Annotated in this window: 14 protein-coding genes; 3 read left to right on the top strand and 11 right to left on the bottom strand. The window is 68.0% G+C overall.

The window, feature by feature from the left end:
* From NBV68_RS09310 to NBV68_RS09285, 6 genes are all read right to left on the bottom strand, one after another.
* Positions 1–937, bottom strand: a 937-nt coding sequence (locus NBV68_RS09310; RefSeq protein WP_296309078.1) for a homocysteine S-methyltransferase family protein, incomplete at its 3' end; no start/stop codon positions are given.
* Positions 934–1,866: a methylenetetrahydrofolate reductase [NAD(P)H] gene (gene metF, locus NBV68_RS09305; protein ID WP_296309075.1), complete on the bottom strand. Its 933-nt coding sequence runs from the start codon at positions 1,864–1,866 to the stop codon at positions 934–936. The genes NBV68_RS09310 and metF, both read right to left, overlap by 4 nt.
* Complete coding sequence (locus NBV68_RS09300) at positions 1,863–2,846, bottom strand: metalloregulator ArsR/SmtB family transcription factor (protein ID WP_296309080.1); 984 nt, start codon at positions 2,844–2,846, stop codon at positions 1,863–1,865. The genes metF and NBV68_RS09300 overlap by 4 nt, the downstream gene beginning before the upstream one ends.
* A 112-nt stretch (positions 2,847–2,958) precedes the next feature.
* A complete protein-coding gene (galK, locus tag NBV68_RS09295) occupies positions 2,959–4,143 on the bottom strand; it encodes a galactokinase (RefSeq protein WP_296309073.1) in 1,185 nt (394 codons plus the stop codon).
* 20 nt (positions 4,144–4,163) lie between these two features.
* Positions 4,164–5,192: a UDP-glucose--hexose-1-phosphate uridylyltransferase gene (locus tag NBV68_RS09290; RefSeq protein WP_296309071.1), complete on the bottom strand. Its 1,029-nt coding sequence runs from the start codon at positions 5,190–5,192 to the stop codon at positions 4,164–4,166.
* Positions 5,189–6,682, bottom strand: a complete 1,494-nt coding sequence (locus tag NBV68_RS09285; protein ID WP_296309069.1) for an SLC5 family protein — start codon at positions 6,680–6,682, stop codon at positions 5,189–5,191. Before NBV68_RS09285 ends, NBV68_RS09290 begins: the two co-directional genes overlap by 4 nt.
* A gap of 109 nt (positions 6,683–6,791) precedes the next feature.
* On the opposite strand from NBV68_RS09285, the gene NBV68_RS09280 reads away from it, so the two are divergent.
* Together NBV68_RS09280 and NBV68_RS09275 are read left to right on the top strand one after the other, a co-directional pair.
* Positions 6,792–8,900 (top strand): alpha-galactosidase, encoded by a 2,109-nt coding sequence (locus NBV68_RS09280; protein WP_296309067.1) that lies wholly within the window; start codon positions 6,792–6,794, stop codon positions 8,898–8,900.
* Positions 8,897–10,798 (top strand): beta-galactosidase, encoded by a 1,902-nt coding sequence (locus NBV68_RS09275; RefSeq protein ID WP_296309065.1) that lies wholly within the window; start codon positions 8,897–8,899, stop codon positions 10,796–10,798. Before NBV68_RS09280 ends, NBV68_RS09275 begins: the two co-directional genes overlap by 4 nt.
* Here the strand turns inward: NBV68_RS09275 and NBV68_RS09270 are convergent.
* Positions 10,795–11,691 (bottom strand): NAD(P)H-binding protein, encoded by an 897-nt coding sequence (locus NBV68_RS09270; protein WP_296309063.1) that lies wholly within the window; start codon positions 11,689–11,691, stop codon positions 10,795–10,797. The genes NBV68_RS09275 and NBV68_RS09270 overlap by 4 nt on opposite strands.
* A 107-nt stretch (positions 11,692–11,798) precedes the next feature.
* Between NBV68_RS09270 and NBV68_RS09265 the strand changes: the two genes are divergently transcribed.
* Entirely contained in the window at positions 11,799–13,523 is a 1,725-nt protein-coding gene (locus NBV68_RS09265) for an amidohydrolase family protein (RefSeq protein ID WP_296309060.1), read from the top strand.
* Here the strand turns inward: NBV68_RS09265 and NBV68_RS09260 are convergent.
* From NBV68_RS09260 to NBV68_RS09245, 4 genes are read right to left on the bottom strand one after another with little or no spacing between them, the layout of a single operon-like run.
* On the bottom strand, positions 13,505–15,103 hold the full coding sequence (locus tag NBV68_RS09260) for a hypothetical protein (protein ID WP_296309057.1): 1,599 nt from the start codon (positions 15,101–15,103) through the stop codon (positions 13,505–13,507). The genes NBV68_RS09265 and NBV68_RS09260 overlap by 19 nt on opposite strands.
* A complete protein-coding gene (locus NBV68_RS09255) occupies positions 15,100–15,483 on the bottom strand; it encodes a GtrA family protein (RefSeq protein WP_296309053.1) in 384 nt (127 codons plus the stop codon). The genes NBV68_RS09260 and NBV68_RS09255 overlap by 4 nt, the downstream gene beginning before the upstream one ends.
* Positions 15,484–15,497: 14 nt before the next feature.
* On the bottom strand, positions 15,498–16,187 hold the full coding sequence (locus NBV68_RS09250) for a class I SAM-dependent methyltransferase (protein ID WP_296309052.1): 690 nt from the start codon (positions 16,185–16,187) through the stop codon (positions 15,498–15,500).
* The gene (locus NBV68_RS09245; protein WP_296309050.1) at positions 16,174–17,214 is read right to left on the bottom strand and encodes a glycosyltransferase family 2 protein; all 1,041 of its coding nucleotides are present in this window, start codon (positions 17,212–17,214) and stop codon (positions 16,174–16,176) included. The genes NBV68_RS09250 and NBV68_RS09245 overlap by 14 nt, the downstream gene beginning before the upstream one ends.
* Positions 17,215–17,579: the final 365 nt, after the last annotated feature.

Below are 17,579 nucleotides of genomic sequence, written 5' to 3'. Positions count from 1 at the left end.
GCGCCGGGCTCGATCCGCAGCACCCGCCGAGGATGTTGACCTGGCCGTGGTCGGCCCAGTCCTTGACCAGCCCGGCGGTGGTGTCCGGCAGCTCGTCATACTCGCCCAGCTCGTTGGGCAGGCCCGCATTGGGGTAGACCATCAGCAGCGTATCGGCGATCTGCGAGAGCACCTTGACATGCGGTCGCAGCTGCTCGGCGCCGAAGCTGCAATTGAGGCCGATGGTAATCGGCTTGGCGTGGCGCACCGCATACCAGAAGGCCTCGACCGTGTGCCCTGAGAGGTTGCGCCCCGAAAGGTCGGTGAGCGTCATCGAGATCATCACCGGCACCTCGCGGCCCAGATCGCGCTCCAGCTGCTTGACCGCCATGATCCCGGCCTTGGCGTTGAGGGTGTCGAACACGGTCTCGATCAGGATGAAGTCCACCCCGCCCTCGACCAGCGCGGCGGCCTGTTCCTTGTAGACAGCGACGAGCTCGTCGAAGTCGATCTCACGGTAGCCCGGGTCTTCGACGTCGGGGCTCAATGACAGCGTCTTGTTGGTCGGGCCGATCGCGCCAGCGACGAAGCGGGGGCGGCCGTCCTTTGCCGCATATTCATCCGCCAGCGCGCGGGCGATCTTGCCGCTCGCGAGGTTGATGTCGCGCACCATGGCCTCGGCGGCATAGTCGGCTTGCGAAATGCGGTTGGCCGAGAAGGTGTTGGTCGAAACCACGTCCGATCCCGCATCGAGATAGGCGCGGGTGATGTCGCCGATCACATCCGGGCGGGTCAGCGCGAGGATATCATTATTGCCCTTCTGGTCGGCAGGCAGGCCGAGGTCGCCCGCGTAATCCGCCTCGGTCAGCTTGCGGTTCTGGATCTGCGTCCCGAACGCGCCGTCGAAGATCAGCACGCGTTCCTTGGCTGCGGCCTGGAGTTGCTGGCGGGCGCTCATGCGGCGTTCTCCGTGACGGGGCGTTTGCCGAGCATGTGGCAGATCGCGTAAGCCAGTTCGGGGCGGTTGAGCGTGTAGAAGTGGAAGTCGCGCACGCCGCCCGCATAGAGCCGGCGGCACAGTTCGGCGGCTACGGTCGCGGCGACCAGCTGGCGCGCGGCGGGCTTTTCGTCGAGACCTTCGAACAGACCATCCATCCACGCCGGGATCGCCGCCCCGCAAGCGGCTGCGAACTTCTTCGCCTGCGCCACATTGGTGACGGGCAGGATGCCGGGGAGGATCGGCGCGTCGATCCCGGACGCCGCACAGGCATCGCGGAAGCGGAAGAAGGCTTCGGGCGAGAAGAAGAACTGGCTGATCGCGCGGGTCGCCCCGGCATCAAGCTTGCGCTTGAGGTTGTCGATATCGTCCTGCGGCGAGAGCGCGTCGGGGTGCGTCTCGGGATAGGCCGCGACCGAAACCTCGAACGGGGCGATCGCCTTGAGGCCGCTCACCAGCTCGGCGGCGCTGGCATAGCCTTCGGGGTGCGGGGTGAAGGGCGCGCCGGGCTCGCCCGCATCGCCGCGCAGCGCGACGATGTGGCGCACGCCCGCTTCCCAATATTGCTCGGCAACCTCGTGGATTTCCGCCTTGCTCGCCGCCACGCAGGTTAGGTGCGCGGCCGCCGGCAGCTTCGCCTCGCCGATGATCCGCGCGACCGTCGCATGGGTGCGCTCGCGGGTCGATCCGCCCGCGCCATAAGTGACCGAAACGAAGCTCGGCCCCAGCGGCTTCAATTGCGTCACCGCGTCCCACAGCTGCTCTTCCATCTTCTCGTTCTTGGGCGGGAAGAATTCGAAGCTTACCGCAACATCGCCCGGTAGCCCCGAGAACAGCGGCATGTCGGTGGCGGTGCGATATTCGTGGAGCTGGTTCAAGGTCGGGGTCATTGCGCGGTTTCCAGGGCGGGGGTCTTGAGGGAAGCGGGAGTGGCTCGGCGCTTGGCGGTCCAGATCTTGACCACCAGCGCCCCGCCTTCAAGCGCGGTCGGGGCGCTGGCGACAAAGCCTGCTGCGCGCAGCAGTTCGGCCATCTGGCGGTCCGAGAAGCCGAGGCGCACGTGCTGGTGGCGGGTGCGCAGCTCCTCGTGATCGTGGCTGGCGAAATCGACGATCGCGATCCGGCCCCCGGCGCGCAGCACCCGCGCGGCCTCGGCGAGCGCAGGGGCGGGATCGGGGGCGAAGTGCAGCACCTGGTGGAGGATCACCGTGTCGAAACTGGCGGCGGGGAACGGCAGGTCGGCGAAATCGCCCTGCACCAGCTCGACACGTTGTGCGGGCAGGTGCTGGAGCTTGGCGCGCGCGACGCGCAGCATCTCGAGGTTCTTGTCGAGCGCTACGACCCGCTCGGCATGATCGGCGAAGACTTCGGCGATGCGGCCCGTGCCGGTTCCGATGTCGAGCAGCGCGCCCAGCGGCGCATCGGCCAGGGCCTGGGCGAGGCGGGTCTCGACATCCGCATCGGCGCTGTGGAGCGCGCGCAATTCGTCCCATTCGCTGGCGTGGCGGGCAAAATAGGTCTCCGCCGCCGCCTCGCGCGCGTGGCGGATCGCGGCAAGCTTCTTGCGGTCGGCCTGGCACAGGGCGGCGAAGGCGGGTTCCTGCTCTTCGGCAAGCGCGAGCAGCGCCTGCACCGCCTCGATCACCCCCGAGCCCGATTCGCTCTGGCGCAGGAACACCCAGCTGCCCTCGCGGCGGCGCTCGGCAAGGCCCGCATCGCAAAGGATGCCGACATGGCGCGAGACGCGCGGCTGGCTTTGGCCGAGCACCTGAGCGAGTTCGCCCACGGCAAGCTCCATCGTGCCGAGCAGGCGGGCGATGCGCAGCCGGGTGGGATCGCCCAGCGCCTTGAAGATGTCCTCGATAACCATTGCGACGGGAAGCATATAAAGATATTTTTATATGTGTAAATCATCCGCGAAGGTGCCCGCCGCAAAAAACGCGCGCGCCCAGAGCCAAGTGGGGCCAGACGGTTGAGGCCGCTCACTCGAGCAGGATCGGCGCCGCCCCGCTGGTCGGCCGGAACACCTCTGCCCGCGCGGGCAGATCGGCCTCGCCATTGTAGCGCCCGATCGCCTCGTCGATTGCCCTCCCCGCCTCATGCGCGGCGACCGCGACGAGGCACCCGCCGAAGCCCGCGCCGGTCAGCCTGACCCCGCCCGCATCGCCCAGCGCCTCGGCGACCAACTGCGCCAGCCGGTCGATCGGCGGGAGCGAAACGTCGAAATCTTCCGAAAGCGAGAGGTGCGCCTCACGCATCACTTGGGCAAGCACCGCGGTCTGGCCCTTGGCGAGTGCAACGCCGATCGGCTCGACCCGCTCCATCTCGGTCACCACGTGGCGCGCGCGGCGAAACAGCGTGGGATCGAGTTCGGTTTGGGCGAGCAGCAGCTTGCCGCCGTCGATGTCGCGCAGCGCCGTGACGCCGAAGTGCTGCGCCACCGCCTCGCACTCGGCGCGGCGCTGGTTGAAGGCGCTTTCGGTGAGGCTGCGGCGCAGGCCGGTGTCGATCACGGTGATCGCGAGGCTCTTGTGGATCGGCACCGCCATGTGTTCGAGGCTGCGGCAATCGAGCAGCAGCGCGTGATCGGCGACGCTGGCGGCGGCGGCCATCTGGTCCATGATGCCGCAGGCGCAGCCGACGAAATCGTTCTCAGCGAGTTGCGCGACCTTGGCGAGTATTTCGGGCGTTAGATCGAGCCCTGAAAAGTCCGAGCACGCCAGCGCCACCGCCACGCCGAACGCTGCCGAGGAGGACAGCCCCGCGCCGATCGGCACGTCGCCCGCGATCGCTATGCGCATCGGGCGGACGCGGTAGCCGTATCGGCCCAGCGACTGCACCACCCCGCGCACGTGGTTCTGCCAGTTGTTCTCCCCCGGACAAATCGGCACGAGCAGATCGAACTTGTCGCGCGCGCTGGCCATGTCGCCCATGTCGAGCGCGACCGCCTCGAACAGCTTCTCCTTGCTCTGCGGCGCGGGTGGCCCGGCGGCGACGATCGTCTCGCGGTCGATCGCGCAGGGGAGCACGAAGCCGTCATTGTAATCGACATGCTCGCCGATCAGGTTGACGCGGCCGGGCGCGGCGTAGAACCGCGTCGGCTCCACGCCATAGGCCAGCCGGTAGCCCTGCCGGGCGCGGGCAATAAGTCTTTCGCGGCGATCCATGTGAAGCGAATATCCCTTGATTAATCGCGATAATGCACCAAGCCGCTGACAGAACGCAACATCTCTGCAGCACGCTCGGGGGTGAGATCGCGCTGCGGCTCGCCGAGCATCTCGTAGCCGACCATGAACTTGCGCACCGAGGCCGAGCGCAGCAGCGGTGGGTAGAAGTGGGCGTGGAGCTGCCAGTGGCCCGCGTCCGGCATGCCGAAGGGGGCCTGATGCCAGCCCATCGAATAGGGGAAGCTGGTCCGAAACAGGTTATCATAGCGAGTGGCGAGCGCCTTGAGGATGGCTGCAAGGCTATCGCGCTGGCCGTCGGTCAACTGCGGCATCCGCTGGACGGCGAAGCGCGGCAGCAGCAGGGTCTCGAACGGCCATGCCGCCCAGAAGGGGACGACGGCAAGCCAGTCGTCGTTGCTCTCCACCACGCGCTCGCTTGTCGTCGCCTCGCGGCTCGCTGCATCGAGCAGCATCGGCCTGCCATGCTCGGCGAAATATTCGCGCTGGCGCTCGTCCTCGCTGGCGACCTCCTGAGGGAGGTGCGCTGTCGCCCACACCTGCCCATGCGGGTGCGGGTTGGAGCAGCCCATCATCGCGCCCTTGTTCTCGAACACCTGCACATTGGCGAAGCGAGCCCCGAGTTCGGCGGTCTGGTCGGCCCATGTGTCGATCACGCTGCGCAATTGCTGCGGGGTCTGCAAGGGGAGCGACTTGCCGTGATCGGGCGAGAAGCAGATCACCCGGCACACGCCTGCTGAAGCTTCGGCGCGGAACAGGGGATCGTGATCTACCTCGGCCGGCTGATCCTCGGCCAGCGCGGGGAAGTCGTTGTCGAACACATATACGCCCTCATAGGCCGGGTTCGCCTCACCACCCACCCGCGCATTGCCGGGGCACAGGTAGCAGGCCGGATCATAGGGCGGCGGCGGCGGATCGGGCTCGCTCAGCTCGCCCTGCCACGGCCGCCCCATGCGCTGCGGGGAGACCTGCACCCAGCCGCCGGTCAGCGGATTGTAGCGCCGCTGCGGGCGCAGCGGATCGAGAGTCATCCGAACCCCTCTTCCTCGGAGCGCCTGGCCAGCCCGGCGAAAACCTCGCGCGGGGCGAAGCGCGCCCGCCCGCCGAGAGCAAAGCGGTTGAAGGCAAGCGCGGCAATCACGCTCGTCGCCAGCGTCACCACCATGAAGTCGATGTAATGCAGGGTGATCAGCCCCGCAGGCTCGAGCGCGAAGCTGTAGAGCGCATAGAGCGCAAAGCCCCACACCACGCCGACGATCGCCGCGCGGCTCTCGACGCCTGTAAACAGCAGCCCGACGATGAAGGCCGAAAGGATCGGCATCGAGCTGAGGCCGTTCAATTGCTGGAGCAGGTTGATGATGCTCTTGGCGTTATCGAACACCGGCACCAGCGCCACCGCAGCAACCGTCAGCACCACAGTGACGATCCCCGACAGGCGCCAGTGGTTCTCGACCTTGCCCACGAACTTCTCGTGGAAGTCGACCGCATAGAGCCCGACCGCCGCGTTCATCACGGCGGCAGTGTGGGCGATCACCGCGGCGGCGATGGCGGCGGCGAAGACGCCCGAAAGCCACGGCGGCAGAACCTCGCCCACCAGCCGGCCATAGGCGGCATCGTCGATATCGCCGAACAGCTGGAAGGCGACCACGCCCGGGATCACCACGATTCCCGGGATGATCAGGATGCGCACCACCGCTGCGGCGAGCACGCCCTTCTGCGCCTCCTTGACCGAAGGCGCGGCCATGGCCTTCTGGGTGATCGGCTGGTTGGTCGACCAGTAGTAGATCTGGATGAAGATCATGCCGGTGAACAGGGTGTGGAACGGGATCGGCGAATCCGCCGCGCCGACCATCGTGAGGCGCTCGGGCGGCACCCCGCGGGCAATGTCCCAGTCGACCGCGTTCAGCGCCAGCACCACCACCAGCACCGCGATGGCGAGCACGCCGATGCCGGAATAGGTCTCCATCACCGCCACCGCTCTGAGGCCGCCCGCCATGGTATAGGCCGCCGCGACCACGCCGAGGAAGCCCGCCAGCACCAGCAGGTCGAAGTCGATCCCCGCCGTCTTGAGGAACAGCGCGCCCGAATAGAGCCCGGCGGGCAGGTAGATCAGCACCATCCCGAACAGGAACAGCGCCGACACCAACGTGCGGATGCCGCCGCCGCCATAGCGCTGTTCGAGAAGCTCGGTCACGGTCGTGACTCTCGCCCGGTAATAGATCGGCACAAACACATAGGCGAGGATCAAGAGGCCGACGAAACCGCTGATCTCCCACCAGGCGAGCAGCAGCATCTGGTTGCCGTTCATGCCGACGAGCTGATCGGTGGAAAGGTTGGTGAGCGTGATCGCGCCCGCCACGAACAGCCAGCTGAGCTTGCCGCCCGCGAGGTAGACGTCCTTCTTCGACCCGTCATGCCCCTCGCGCCGCAGCGTCAGCCACGTCGCCAGCGCAATCACCAGCGTCAGGCCAAGGCACACGGCGATCTGCGTCGGGTCGCCCCCGGTAGTGACTTGTGGCATTTGCGCGCTTTCCCCTCTCGTTGGCGGCGGTTACAGCGCAATGGCGGGCAAGCGGCAAGCCCGCAGGCGCCGGTCATCACCGGCACTCGGAGACGGGAGCGCATAGCCAGTGGATTTCGTGAGGCTCGATGGCGAGCGGCTGACGCTGGTGTTTGCGCTGGAAGCGGGCGGGACGGCGGACTGCGTGTATCTCGGCGCGCGCCTGCCGGAGGGCGAGGATCTGGCGATGATCGCCGCCGCCGCCGCGCGCGGGCGGCACGAGAACCAGCCCGATGTGCCGCCGGTGCCAGGGCTGCTGCCAGAGGGCAAGGCCGGATGGAGCGGGACGCCTGCGGTGCGGCTGCGCCAATACGGCGATCACACCTGTAAGGAATGCGCCACCGATTTCCGCCTCGCCGCGTGGGAGGAATATCCAAGCGAGGTGATCCTGCACTTCCGCGACACCCAGCTTGATCTCGATATCGAACAGGCTTGGCGGATCGAGAGGGCAGAGATAGTCACGACCCAGGCATCGATCTGGAACCCGGGCAACCGCAAGCTGGCTCTCGACCGGCTGAGCGCGCTCGTCTTGCCCATCCCCCGCCGCTTCACCCACTTCACCAGCTTCGCCGGACGTTGGGCCGGGGAGATGCGCGAGGCGAGCTGCTCGATCGCGCCCGAGGGCTTCGCCCGCACGTCGACGGGCGGCAAGCCGGGCTTTGGCGGGGGCAATTGGCTAATCCTCGAAGACCCCACCTCAGGCGAGGTGCTGGGCGCGCATCTCTCGTGGAGCGGCGATCACGACACCCGGATCGACGTCGACTTGGTGGGAAGCGCCGACGGGCGCGCGGTGTTCCAGATGGGCGCAGGCTGGGACAGCGGCGCAATCGATCTCGCGCATGACGGCAGCCATCACACCCCGGTGGCAATGATCGGGCTCGCTTCCGACCGCTCGGCCCTCGCCCAGCGGTTTCACGCCCATGCCCGCACCACGGTGCTGCCCGCCCGCAAGGATTGGGGCCCGCGCAAGGTCCACCTCAATTCGTGGGAGGCGCTCGGCTTCAATCTCTCGGAAGCAGGGCTGATCGCGCTCGCCGAGGACGCGGCGGCGCTGGGGATCGAACGTTTCGTGCTCGACGACGGGTGGTTCGGCGGACGGCGGAACGATCAGACCAGCCTTGGCGATTGGTTCGTCTCGCCCGATGTGTTCCCGAAAGGCCTCGCCCCGCTGATCGCGCGCGTCCACGACCTCGGCATGGATTTCGGCCTGTGGGTCGAGCCCGAGATGGTCTCGCCCGACAGCGATCTTTACCGCGCCCATCCCGACTGGTGCCTGCACACGCAAGGTCGCGACCGCCCGACGATGCGCGGCCAGCTGGCGCTCGACTTGGGGCGCGCGGAGGTGCGGGATTACCTGTTCGAATGCCTCGATGCGCTGCTGCGCGAGCACGCCATCGCCTACTTCAAGTGGGATCACAACCGCGACCTCTTCCCCTCGGCCCCGCGTCAGACCGAGGGCTTCTACGCCCTCCTCGACCACCTGCGCGCCACCCATCCCCATATCGAAATCGAAAGCTGTTCGAGCGGCGGGGGACGGATCGACTACGGGGTGCTTCAGCGCGTCCACCGGGTCTGGCCGAGCGACAACAACGACGCGATCGAGCGCCTGCGCATCATCCCCGCGTGGAGCCAGTTCCTGCCGCTCGAAGTGCTCGGCAGCCATGTCGGCCCCTCGCCCAATCCGATCACGGGGCGGCGGCTCGCGATGGACTTCCGCGCCAAGGTGGCGGTGTTCGGGCACATGGGGGTGGAGGCTGACCCTGCCCGCATGACCGACAAGGAGCGCAAGTGCCTCGCCGCGCACATCGCGCTCTACAAGGCGTGGCGCGGCGTGCTGCATGAGGGTGCGCTGCACCGTCTCACCCACCCTGACGCGAACATTACCGGCATGATGGTGACGCACGCGGACAAGGCGCTGGCGCTGGTTGCCCAGACCGCCTTCTCGCCGGTGTTCGACGCCGCCCCCGTGCGCCTCGCGGGGCTGGAGCCCGAGGCGCGTTACCGCGTCACCCTGCCGGAGCCATGGCCGCCGCGTGCCAAGCATTACCTCGCCAATCCGGACGTGTGGCGCGAGGGCCTCGTCCTGTCCGGCACCGCCCTGATGACGCAAGGCCTCGCGCTGCCCCTCACCCACCCCGAAACCGCGTGGCTGGTCGCGCTGGAGAGATTGCCGCAATGAAACTCGGCTGCTGCTATTATCCCGAACACTGGCCCGAGGACATGTGGGCCGAGGACGCGCGGCGGATGGCGGAGATGGGTCTCAGCCTCGTGCGCATCGGCGAATTCGCCTGGAGCCGGATCGAGCCCGAGCCGGGCCAATACGATTGGGGCTGGCTCGACCGCGCCATCGACACGCTCCACGCCGCCGGCCTCAAGGTTATCCTCGGCACGCCAACCGCGACCCCGCCCAAGTGGCTGGTGGACCGCATGCCCGACATGGTCGCCATCGACGAACAGGGCCGCCCGCGCGGCTTCGGATCGCGGCGGCACTATTGCTTCAGCCACGAGGGTTATCGTCAGGAGTGCCGCCGGATCGTGACCGCTTTGGCGGAGCGCTACGGCAAGCACCCCGCCATCGCCATCTGGCAGACCGACAATGAATATGGCTGCCATGACACGGTGCTGTCCTTCTCTGCCGCCGCCGTGAGCGCCTTTCGTGGCTGGCTCGCCGCGCGCTACGGCACGCCCGAGGCGCTCAACGAAGCCTGGGGCAATGTCTTCTGGAGCATGGAATACCGCTCCTTCGCCGAGGTGGATGCCCCTCACCTGACCGTCACCGAGGCAAACCCCGCGCACTGGCTCGACTACCGCCGCTTCGCCTCGGATCAGGTGGCGAGCTTCAACCGCGAACAGGTGGACATCATCCGCGCCCATTCACCCGGCGTGGACATCACCCACAACTTCATGGGCTTCTTCACCGAGTTCGATCACCACGATGTGGGCCGCGACATCGATGTGGCGACGTGGGATTCCTATCCGCTCGGGTTTCTGGAGCAGTTCTGGTGCTCCTCGGATGAGAAGGCCGCCTACATGCGGCAGGGCCACCCCGATATCGCCGCCTTCCACCATGACTTGTATCGCGGGTGCTCCAAGGGCCGCTGGGGGGTGATGGAGCAGCAGCCCGGCCCGGTGAACTGGGCGCGCTTCAACCCTGCTCCGCTGCCGGGGATGGTGATGCTGTGGACGCTGGAAGCCTGCGCGCACGGGGCCGAATTCACCTCCTATTTCCGCTGGCGGCAGGCCCCCTTCGCACAGGAGCAGATGCACGCCGGCCTGCTGCGCCCAGACAGCAGCGAGGCCGAAGCCGCCGACGAAGTGCGGGACGCGGCGGCGGTGGCGGCCGCTATCGGTCCGCAGACGACCGCGCAGGCGCCGGTGGCGCTGGTGTTCTCCTACGAAGCGGCGTGGACCATCGGCATCCAGCCGCAGGGCCAGTCGTTCCGCTATCTCGAGCTGGTGTTCGAAGCCTATTCCGCGCTGCGCCAGCGGGGGCTGAATGTCGACATCCTTGCGCCCTCGGCCGCGCTTGCGGGCTACAAAATGGTGGTGGTGCCAACGCTTCCCATCATCCCCGAGGGGTTTGCGGAAAAACTGGCGGCGCTCTCCTGCCCCGTGCTCCTCGGGCCCCGCTCGGGCAGCAAGACCGAAAGCTTCTCCATCCCCGAGGGCCTTGCGCCGGGCGACTTGCGTGAGGCGATCCCGCTCACCGTCACCCGCGTCGAGAGCCTGCGCGACGGGGTGGCGGAGGAAGTGGCAGGCTTCACCGTCACCCGTTGGCGCGAGGATGTGGCGTCGGACCTCGCCCCCGAACTGTCGGACGGGGCGGGACGCGGGGTGGTCTACCGTCACGGCACCATGCGCTACTGCGCGATCTGGCCCGACCGCGCGCTGCTTGCGCTACTGGTGGAGCGGATGGCGGACGAGGCGGGTGTCGCCTTGCTCGACCTGCCCGAAGGCATTCGCGAGAGGCGCACGGCGAGCCATGTCTTCACCTTCAACTACGCGGCCGAGCCGGTGTTCGTGCCGCACATCGGTGAACTGCTCGCGCCCGCCAGCTGGCACATCGCCCCGCGCTAGGTTTCGGCGAGCAACCGCCGGTAGTGGCCCTCCAGCGTCTCACTCCCGTATTCGGGGGTCAGATCGGCGGAATATTCGCCGCTCGCCGGGTCGAGCACCAGCATGCTTTCGGTCGCGTAATAGCGCGCGATGCGGGCATATTCGGCCTTCTCTGCGAACCACCCCGAAAACGGCGCGCCGAGGCCCAGCACCCGCTCGGCGAGGGTGAACATGCCGGGCGACACCGAGCGGAAGCGCGGCTCCTGCCCCGTCAGCGCGAACAGCAGCTCGCCCTGTTGCCTCAATGAAATCGGCGGCCCCGGGCCGCCGATGGGGAGCACCTTGCCCCAGGCCTCGGGGTTGCCGATGCACCCGGCGATGAAGCGCGCGAGATCATCATCGCTGATCGGCTTACAGCGGGTGAGGAGGCCGTCGCCGAAGATCAGGAAGGGCTTGCCCGCCTTGACGCGGCTGACCTGCCCCGAGAGCGACTTGAAGAAGGCCGTGGGCCGGATGATGGTGTAGCCGATCCCGCTCGCCGCCAGCTCGGCCTCGAACCTGAGCTTGGCGTGCTGGAAGGCGAGGCGAGGCTTCTGCACACAGATCGCCGAGAGCAGGATGAAATGCTCCGCCCCCGCCCCGCGCGCCGCTGCCAGCAGGCGGGCATTGGCCGCGTAATCGACAGCCTCGGCATCCCTCGGCGCGCCCGAGCGCGAGGCGATGCAGGAGATCACGACCTCGCAGCCCCGCTCGGCCAGCGCCTGCGCCAGCGCGCGGGGCTCGGCGAGGTTCGCGCGCGGGAGGACGGCGACCTCAAGCCCCTCGTCCTGCAATCGCCGCAGCACCGCCGCGCCGATCGTTCCGCTTGCGCCGGCAAGCGCGATGCGGCGCGGGGATGGAGGGGCCTCGGTCATGCCCCACCCTAGCGCGGCGCGCCCAAGCGCAAAAGTGCGAGTTGCCGCACCCCCTTGCCCGCCCCAGCATCCCAGCGCATCATCCCCGCGGGAAGAGGAGAGCAGCGATGGCAGCCGATTATGATCTGGTGATCCGCGGCGGTACGATTGCCGACGGGACGGGCGGCGATCTTGCCGAGGGCGACGTCGCCATTGCCGGCGGGCGCATCGCCGCCATCGGCAGCATCACCGGAAGCGGGACGCAAGAAATTGATGCAAAAGGCAAATTCGTCACCCCCGGCTTCATCGACGTCCACACCCATTACGACGGCCAATGCATCTGGGCCGAGGAGCTCTCCCCCTCCTCCTCGCACGGGGTGACCACCGCGGTGATGGGCAATTGCGGGGTCGGCTTCGCGCCCTGCCGCAAGGCCGATCACGATATGCTCATCAACGTCATGGAGGGGGTCGAGGACATTCCCGGCGTGGTCATGACCGAGGGGCTGGACTGGGACTGGGAGACCTTCCCCGAATATCTCGACAAGGTCGCTGCCGGAAGGCGCGATATCGACATTGCCGCCTACCTCCCCCACTCCCCCTTGCGGGTCTATGCGATGGGCGAAAGGGGCGCAAAGCGCGAGCCGGCAACCGATGACGACCTTGCGACGATGCGACAACTGACCGCCGACGCCATGCGCGCGGGCGCGATCGGCTTTGCCACCTCGCGCCTGTCGATCCACAAGACCGCCGATGGCGAGGCCATACCCACCTTTGACACCGACATTGCCGAGCTTGAAGCGATCACCGGCGGCATGAAGGATGCAGGCGCGGGCACGTTCCAGGTGGTGCTCGATGCCTTTGTCGGGTGGGACAAGGAATATCGCGTGATCGAGCGGGTGATCGCCGCCAGCGGCCGCCCGGCAACCTTCACGCTCGCCTCGGGAAATGATGCGCCGCCGCGCTGGCGGCGGGTGCTCGAGATGCTCGAGGCGACCAACGCTTCGGGAGGCGTCGCCCATGCGCAGGTGATGCCGCGCCCGATCGGGCTGATCGCGGGGCTGGAACTGACGGTGCACCCCTTCGTGCTGTGCCCCTCATGGGCGAAAATCGCACATCTCAGCATTCCCGAGCAGGTCGCAGCGATGCGCGATCCCTCCCTGCGCGCTGCGCTGCTGAGCGAGGACTTCACCCCCGGCCACCCCTTCAACGAGCTCGCCCGCAACTGGCGCTGGCTGTTCCCGCTCGACAATCCGCCCGACTACGCCCCGCCTGCGCACCTGAGCATGGCAGGCCAGGCCGCCGCGCGCGGGTGCTCCCCGCAGGAGGTCGCCTATGACCGGCTGCTGGCAACCGAGGGGCGCGGGCTGTTCCTTGCCGCGCTCGGCAATTACGAGAATGCCAGCCTCGAAAGCGCGCACGCAATGCTGCGCCACCCCTACTGCGTCCCCGGCCTCGGCGATGGCGGCGCGCATTACGGGGCGATCTGCGACGCGAGCTATTCGACCTATCTGCTCACCCAGTTCGTCCAGAAGGACGGGCCGCTGAAGCTCGGCCTTGCCGAAGCGGTGCACATGCTCGGCCAGAAGGCAGCGCGAGCGGTAGGGTTCACAGACCGGGGGACGCTCACCGTGGGCGGGCGCGCGGACGTGAATGTGATCGACCTCGACAACCTCACCCTGCACCTGCCCGAAGTGGTCCGCGATCTGCCCGCCGGCGGCCGCCGCCTGCACCAGCGCGCCACCGGCTACGAGGCGACCATCGTGGCGGGCGAGGTGATCCGCCGCTTCGACCAGTCGACCGGGGCACGCCCGGGCAAGCTGGTGCGCGGCAGCGCTTACCGCGTGGCGGCGTAGAGCCGTCCGCTGCCCGCATCGGGCACTTCGACGAAGCCCGGCGGCGGGGTCAGCTTCCCGTCGTACTGGCCGACGATCCAGATATGGGTGAAGGCCTCGCGCGGGAGCCGTGCCAGCGCGGTCGAGAGCCTGACGCGCGATCGGCTTTCCTTGCACTCCTCGCGCACCACCAGATGCGAGGGATCGCGCACGAAGGGCTCGGCCGCCGGGTAGCTGACCTTGAGCGGGTTGACCCCCGGCTGCTGCCACTGGTCGTTCACGAAAGCATCGCGCCGCGCCATCGCCGCGCCCGCCAGATGATCGAGCGGGGCGAGCGCCCAGCGCGTGCGGCAGGGCTTGACCGAGAAGAACGCGACCCGCGCGCTCTTCGGCATCTTGTCCAGCGCCGGGAGCGCGGCCTGCACCTGCCGGTCTAGATTGCGGTAGGCGATGGTGGTGCTCGCCATGCGCACCCCGAAGAACGCGAGCGCGATCGCGCCTGCCACCAGCAGCGCCCGCGAGGCCTGTCGCGAGGCCTGCAACGTGCCATCTTCGCTCCGCGCCGTCCCGATCGCCACCAGCGCCAGCGCCAGTGCATAAGGCAGCAACCGCATGTCGGCGAAGGCCGATCCGAACACCCGGAACGGCAGGGCGATGAAGAACACGAGGCACAGCAGCGCCGCGATCCCGATCCTGCGGTCAAACCGCACCGCGCGCGCCCTCAGCGCCCAGCCGAGCAGCATCGCCAGCACGGCGAGCGAGGCCATGTCGAAATCGCGCCAATAGGTGCGCAGCGGCGAAAGCGCCCAGACGTATTTGTACCCCCACGCCCAGCCCGAAATCGCCGCGCCCGAGCTTCCCGCGCGCCAGATCACCATCGGCATAATCGGCAGCAGCAGCGGCCAGCACGCGGCAAGGATGCGGCCCACGGCGCGCAAGGGGTGCGTGCGCGCCGCCCACACCTCGGCCAGCATGGTCGATCCGGCGAGCAGGCCGAGGAACGCCCAGCCATAGGTGTGCGCGACCCAGATCGCGGCGCCCGCCACGCCCAGCCACACCGCCGCCAGCCCCTCGCGCCCACCCGCCCGCAGCCGCAGCCACAGCACATAGGCGAGCAGCGCCAGCGCCATGCTCAGCGTGTAGTTGATGAAGCCGTAGTTGAAGGGAAAGCCATAGAGCAGCGGGATCGCGGCGAGCGCAAACGGGGTGACGCGGCCATGCACCTCGCGGCTCACCAGCAGCAGGCCCAGCGCGCCGAGGCCCTGGGTGACGATCACCGTCGCCCGCACCGCACCCTCGACACCCAGCAGCGGGTAGAACAGCTGGACCAGGATGTCCCCGCCCAGATTGCCGATCAGCTTCCATTCGTAGCTGAAGAAAGGTTGCAGGCCCGGACGCTCGGCGAGGCCGGTCTGCACCGCGTGGCGGCCGAGGTGGCCGTAGAGGTCGGTCAGCGGGGCGATCCCCTCCACCACCAGCAGCGGCGCGAGCGCGATCAGGCAGACCAGCGCAATCGCCCACCAGCGGTCGAGAAGGCCTTGCATCCGCGGGTGGCCGCCCAATGGCACGATGGGCTGGAGCGGGACGGCGGGCGCGGTCATTCGGGCGCCGCCTTTCGGAACACGACGAATTGCGAGAGCAGGAAGAAGATCACGATATAGGCCCCGATCGCGGGCAGTTGCGCGAGCGCACTGTCCTCGCCCAGCACGCCTTGCGCGGCGAACAGCACCGCCACGTTCACCCCGTAAGCGATGGCGAAGGCGGCAAGGAAGCGCAGCACCTCTGGCGCGCGGACCTTGCCCGTCACCCCGAACACGAAGCGGCGGTTAAGGGTGAAGGACAGCACGAGGCCGACGCCATAGCCCGCCGCATTGGCGGCCAGCCCGCTCATCCCGGCCCACAGCCCGCCGAAGATCACCGCCCAGCCCACCGCCGAATTGGCAAGACCGGTCAGCCCGAATCGCAGCAGGCGGGCAAGCATGGTGTCAGGGCCCCTCAGCGCGCGACGAGGCGGTATTGCGCGCCCAGCGGCAGCCAGCCAAGCCCGCGTTCGAGCGGGCGCAGCGGGGCGGCGAAAGCCGGGAAGAACAGTGTCCAGCGCAGGTCGATATCGGTGAAGCCCGCCGCGCGGAAGCGGCGGCGCATCTCGGGCGCGCTGATCAGCACCGCGTTCACATCGAAGGGGCAGGCCGCCACCGCGTGGCGGGTGAGCGGGTTCCACGGATTGTGCTCGAACAGCATGAACCGCCCCTTGGGGGTGAGCGTCCGGCGGATCTCGGCGAGCAGGCGGATGTGATCCTCGGCCGGGATGTGGTGGAACACGCAGGCCGTGAACACGAGGTCGAAGCTCGCATCCTCGAACGGCAGGGTCCGGCCGTCGTAGCACACGGTTTCGAGCGGCCGGATCGCGCGCGCAGCACAATGCGTGAGCGAGCGCGCCGAGACATCCAGCGCGGTGAGCGCGGCGTCGGGGAACGCGGCTTGCAGGTGGGCGATGCAATTGCCGCGCCCTGCGCCGAAATCCATGATCCGCTGCGGCGCGAGGCCTGCGGCGGCCATCACGCGCGCGGCCTCCTTCGCCTTGTATTCGGCGAAGAATTCCGGGTCTTCCCCGCTCAGCTTGACCGATTGGGCGTGCTGGGAGTCGTATTCATCAACATAAGCGTCGAATTCAGCCTGCGACACGGATGCCCTCGCTGAGCTTGGTGTCGATCGTGCCGCCCTCGGCGACGCCGGCAGGTTCCTCGTTGGCGGCGATCGGATGGCGGCGCACCTCGGAGATGATGAACAGCGGACGGCTCTTGCCCTCCATGTACATGCGGCCCAGATATTCGCCGAACACGCCGAGCACCAGCAGCTGCACCGAGCCCATGATCAGCGTCAGCGCGGCAAGGCTCGCCCAGCCCTGCACCGTGCCGCCTGCCAGCCACACCCACAGGATGCCGACCAGCGAGACGAGGCCCGCAAGGCCGAACAGCATGCCGAGATGCGAGGCGAAGCGCAGCGGCACGACCGAGAAGCTGGTCACCGCATCCACCGCCAGCGCCAGCATCTTGCGCAGCGGGTAGTTGGTCTCCCCCGCGTAGCGCGCGTCGCGTTCATAGGGGAAGGCGATCTGGTTGAAGCCGACATAGCTGACGAGCCCGCGGATGAAGCGGTAGCGTTCGGGCATGGCGTTCAACTGGTCGACCACGCGGCGCGTCATCAGGCGGAAATCGCCGGTGTCGCGCGGGATGTGGGTGTCGACCATGCTGGCAAGCGTGCGGTAGAACAGCGCCGCGGTGCCGCGCTTGAAGGCGGTCTCGCCGTGGCGCTTGGTGCGCTGGCCATAGACCACGTCATAGCCGGCCCGCAGCTGTTCGAGCATCGGGCCGAGCAGTTCGGGCGGGTCCTGCAGGTCGGCATCGAGCACGAAGACGATGTCGCCGCGCACGTGGCCCAGCCCCGCGGTCAGCGCCAGCTGGTGGCCGTGATTGCGCGAGAGGTTGATGGCGACGATGCGCGGATCATGGTCGGCATGCTGGCAGATCGCGTTCCAGCTGCCATCCTTCGACCCGTCATTGACGAGGATGAATTCATAGCGCTCGCCGAACTGGGCGTGTGCGGCGGCGGTGACGCGCGCGATCAGCGCATCGAGCCCCGCTTCCTCGTTGTAGACCGGGATGACGATGGACAGCTCGATCGAGCCGGGAAGATGGTGCGGAAGCTGCAAGTTCTCAGTCCTCCTGAAGCCTGGGTGACGCGGGCGGAACGTCCAACCAAAACGCATGGGTCTGCCGCGCACCCCCGGCTGCCTGCCAGGGCAATCCCCTGCGCGAAGGGCGCGCGCCTCGTAATTTCCCACGTGGAAGGCCCGGAGAAGCGCATTGAACGATCTTTGCGCGCGGGGCAACCGTTTTTGCCCTATTGCGGCCACATTTCGTGCCGCGCCCGCCAGCCACAAGGCCCGACTGTCGATACGCCGGCGGCACGGTTCGGTTCCTCGGGCAGGCCCCAGCCGACATTCGGGGGCCCGGCAGGTTCATCCGGCCCCTGCTTGCAGCTCACCCTGCGCCGGGCATGTCCCGCCAGAACCGG

The organism is Erythrobacter sp. (genome assembly GCF_023653175.1).
Lineage (GTDB): Bacteria > Pseudomonadota > Alphaproteobacteria > Sphingomonadales > Sphingomonadaceae > Erythrobacter.
This window is presented reverse-complemented; position numbering and strand designations above follow the sequence as displayed.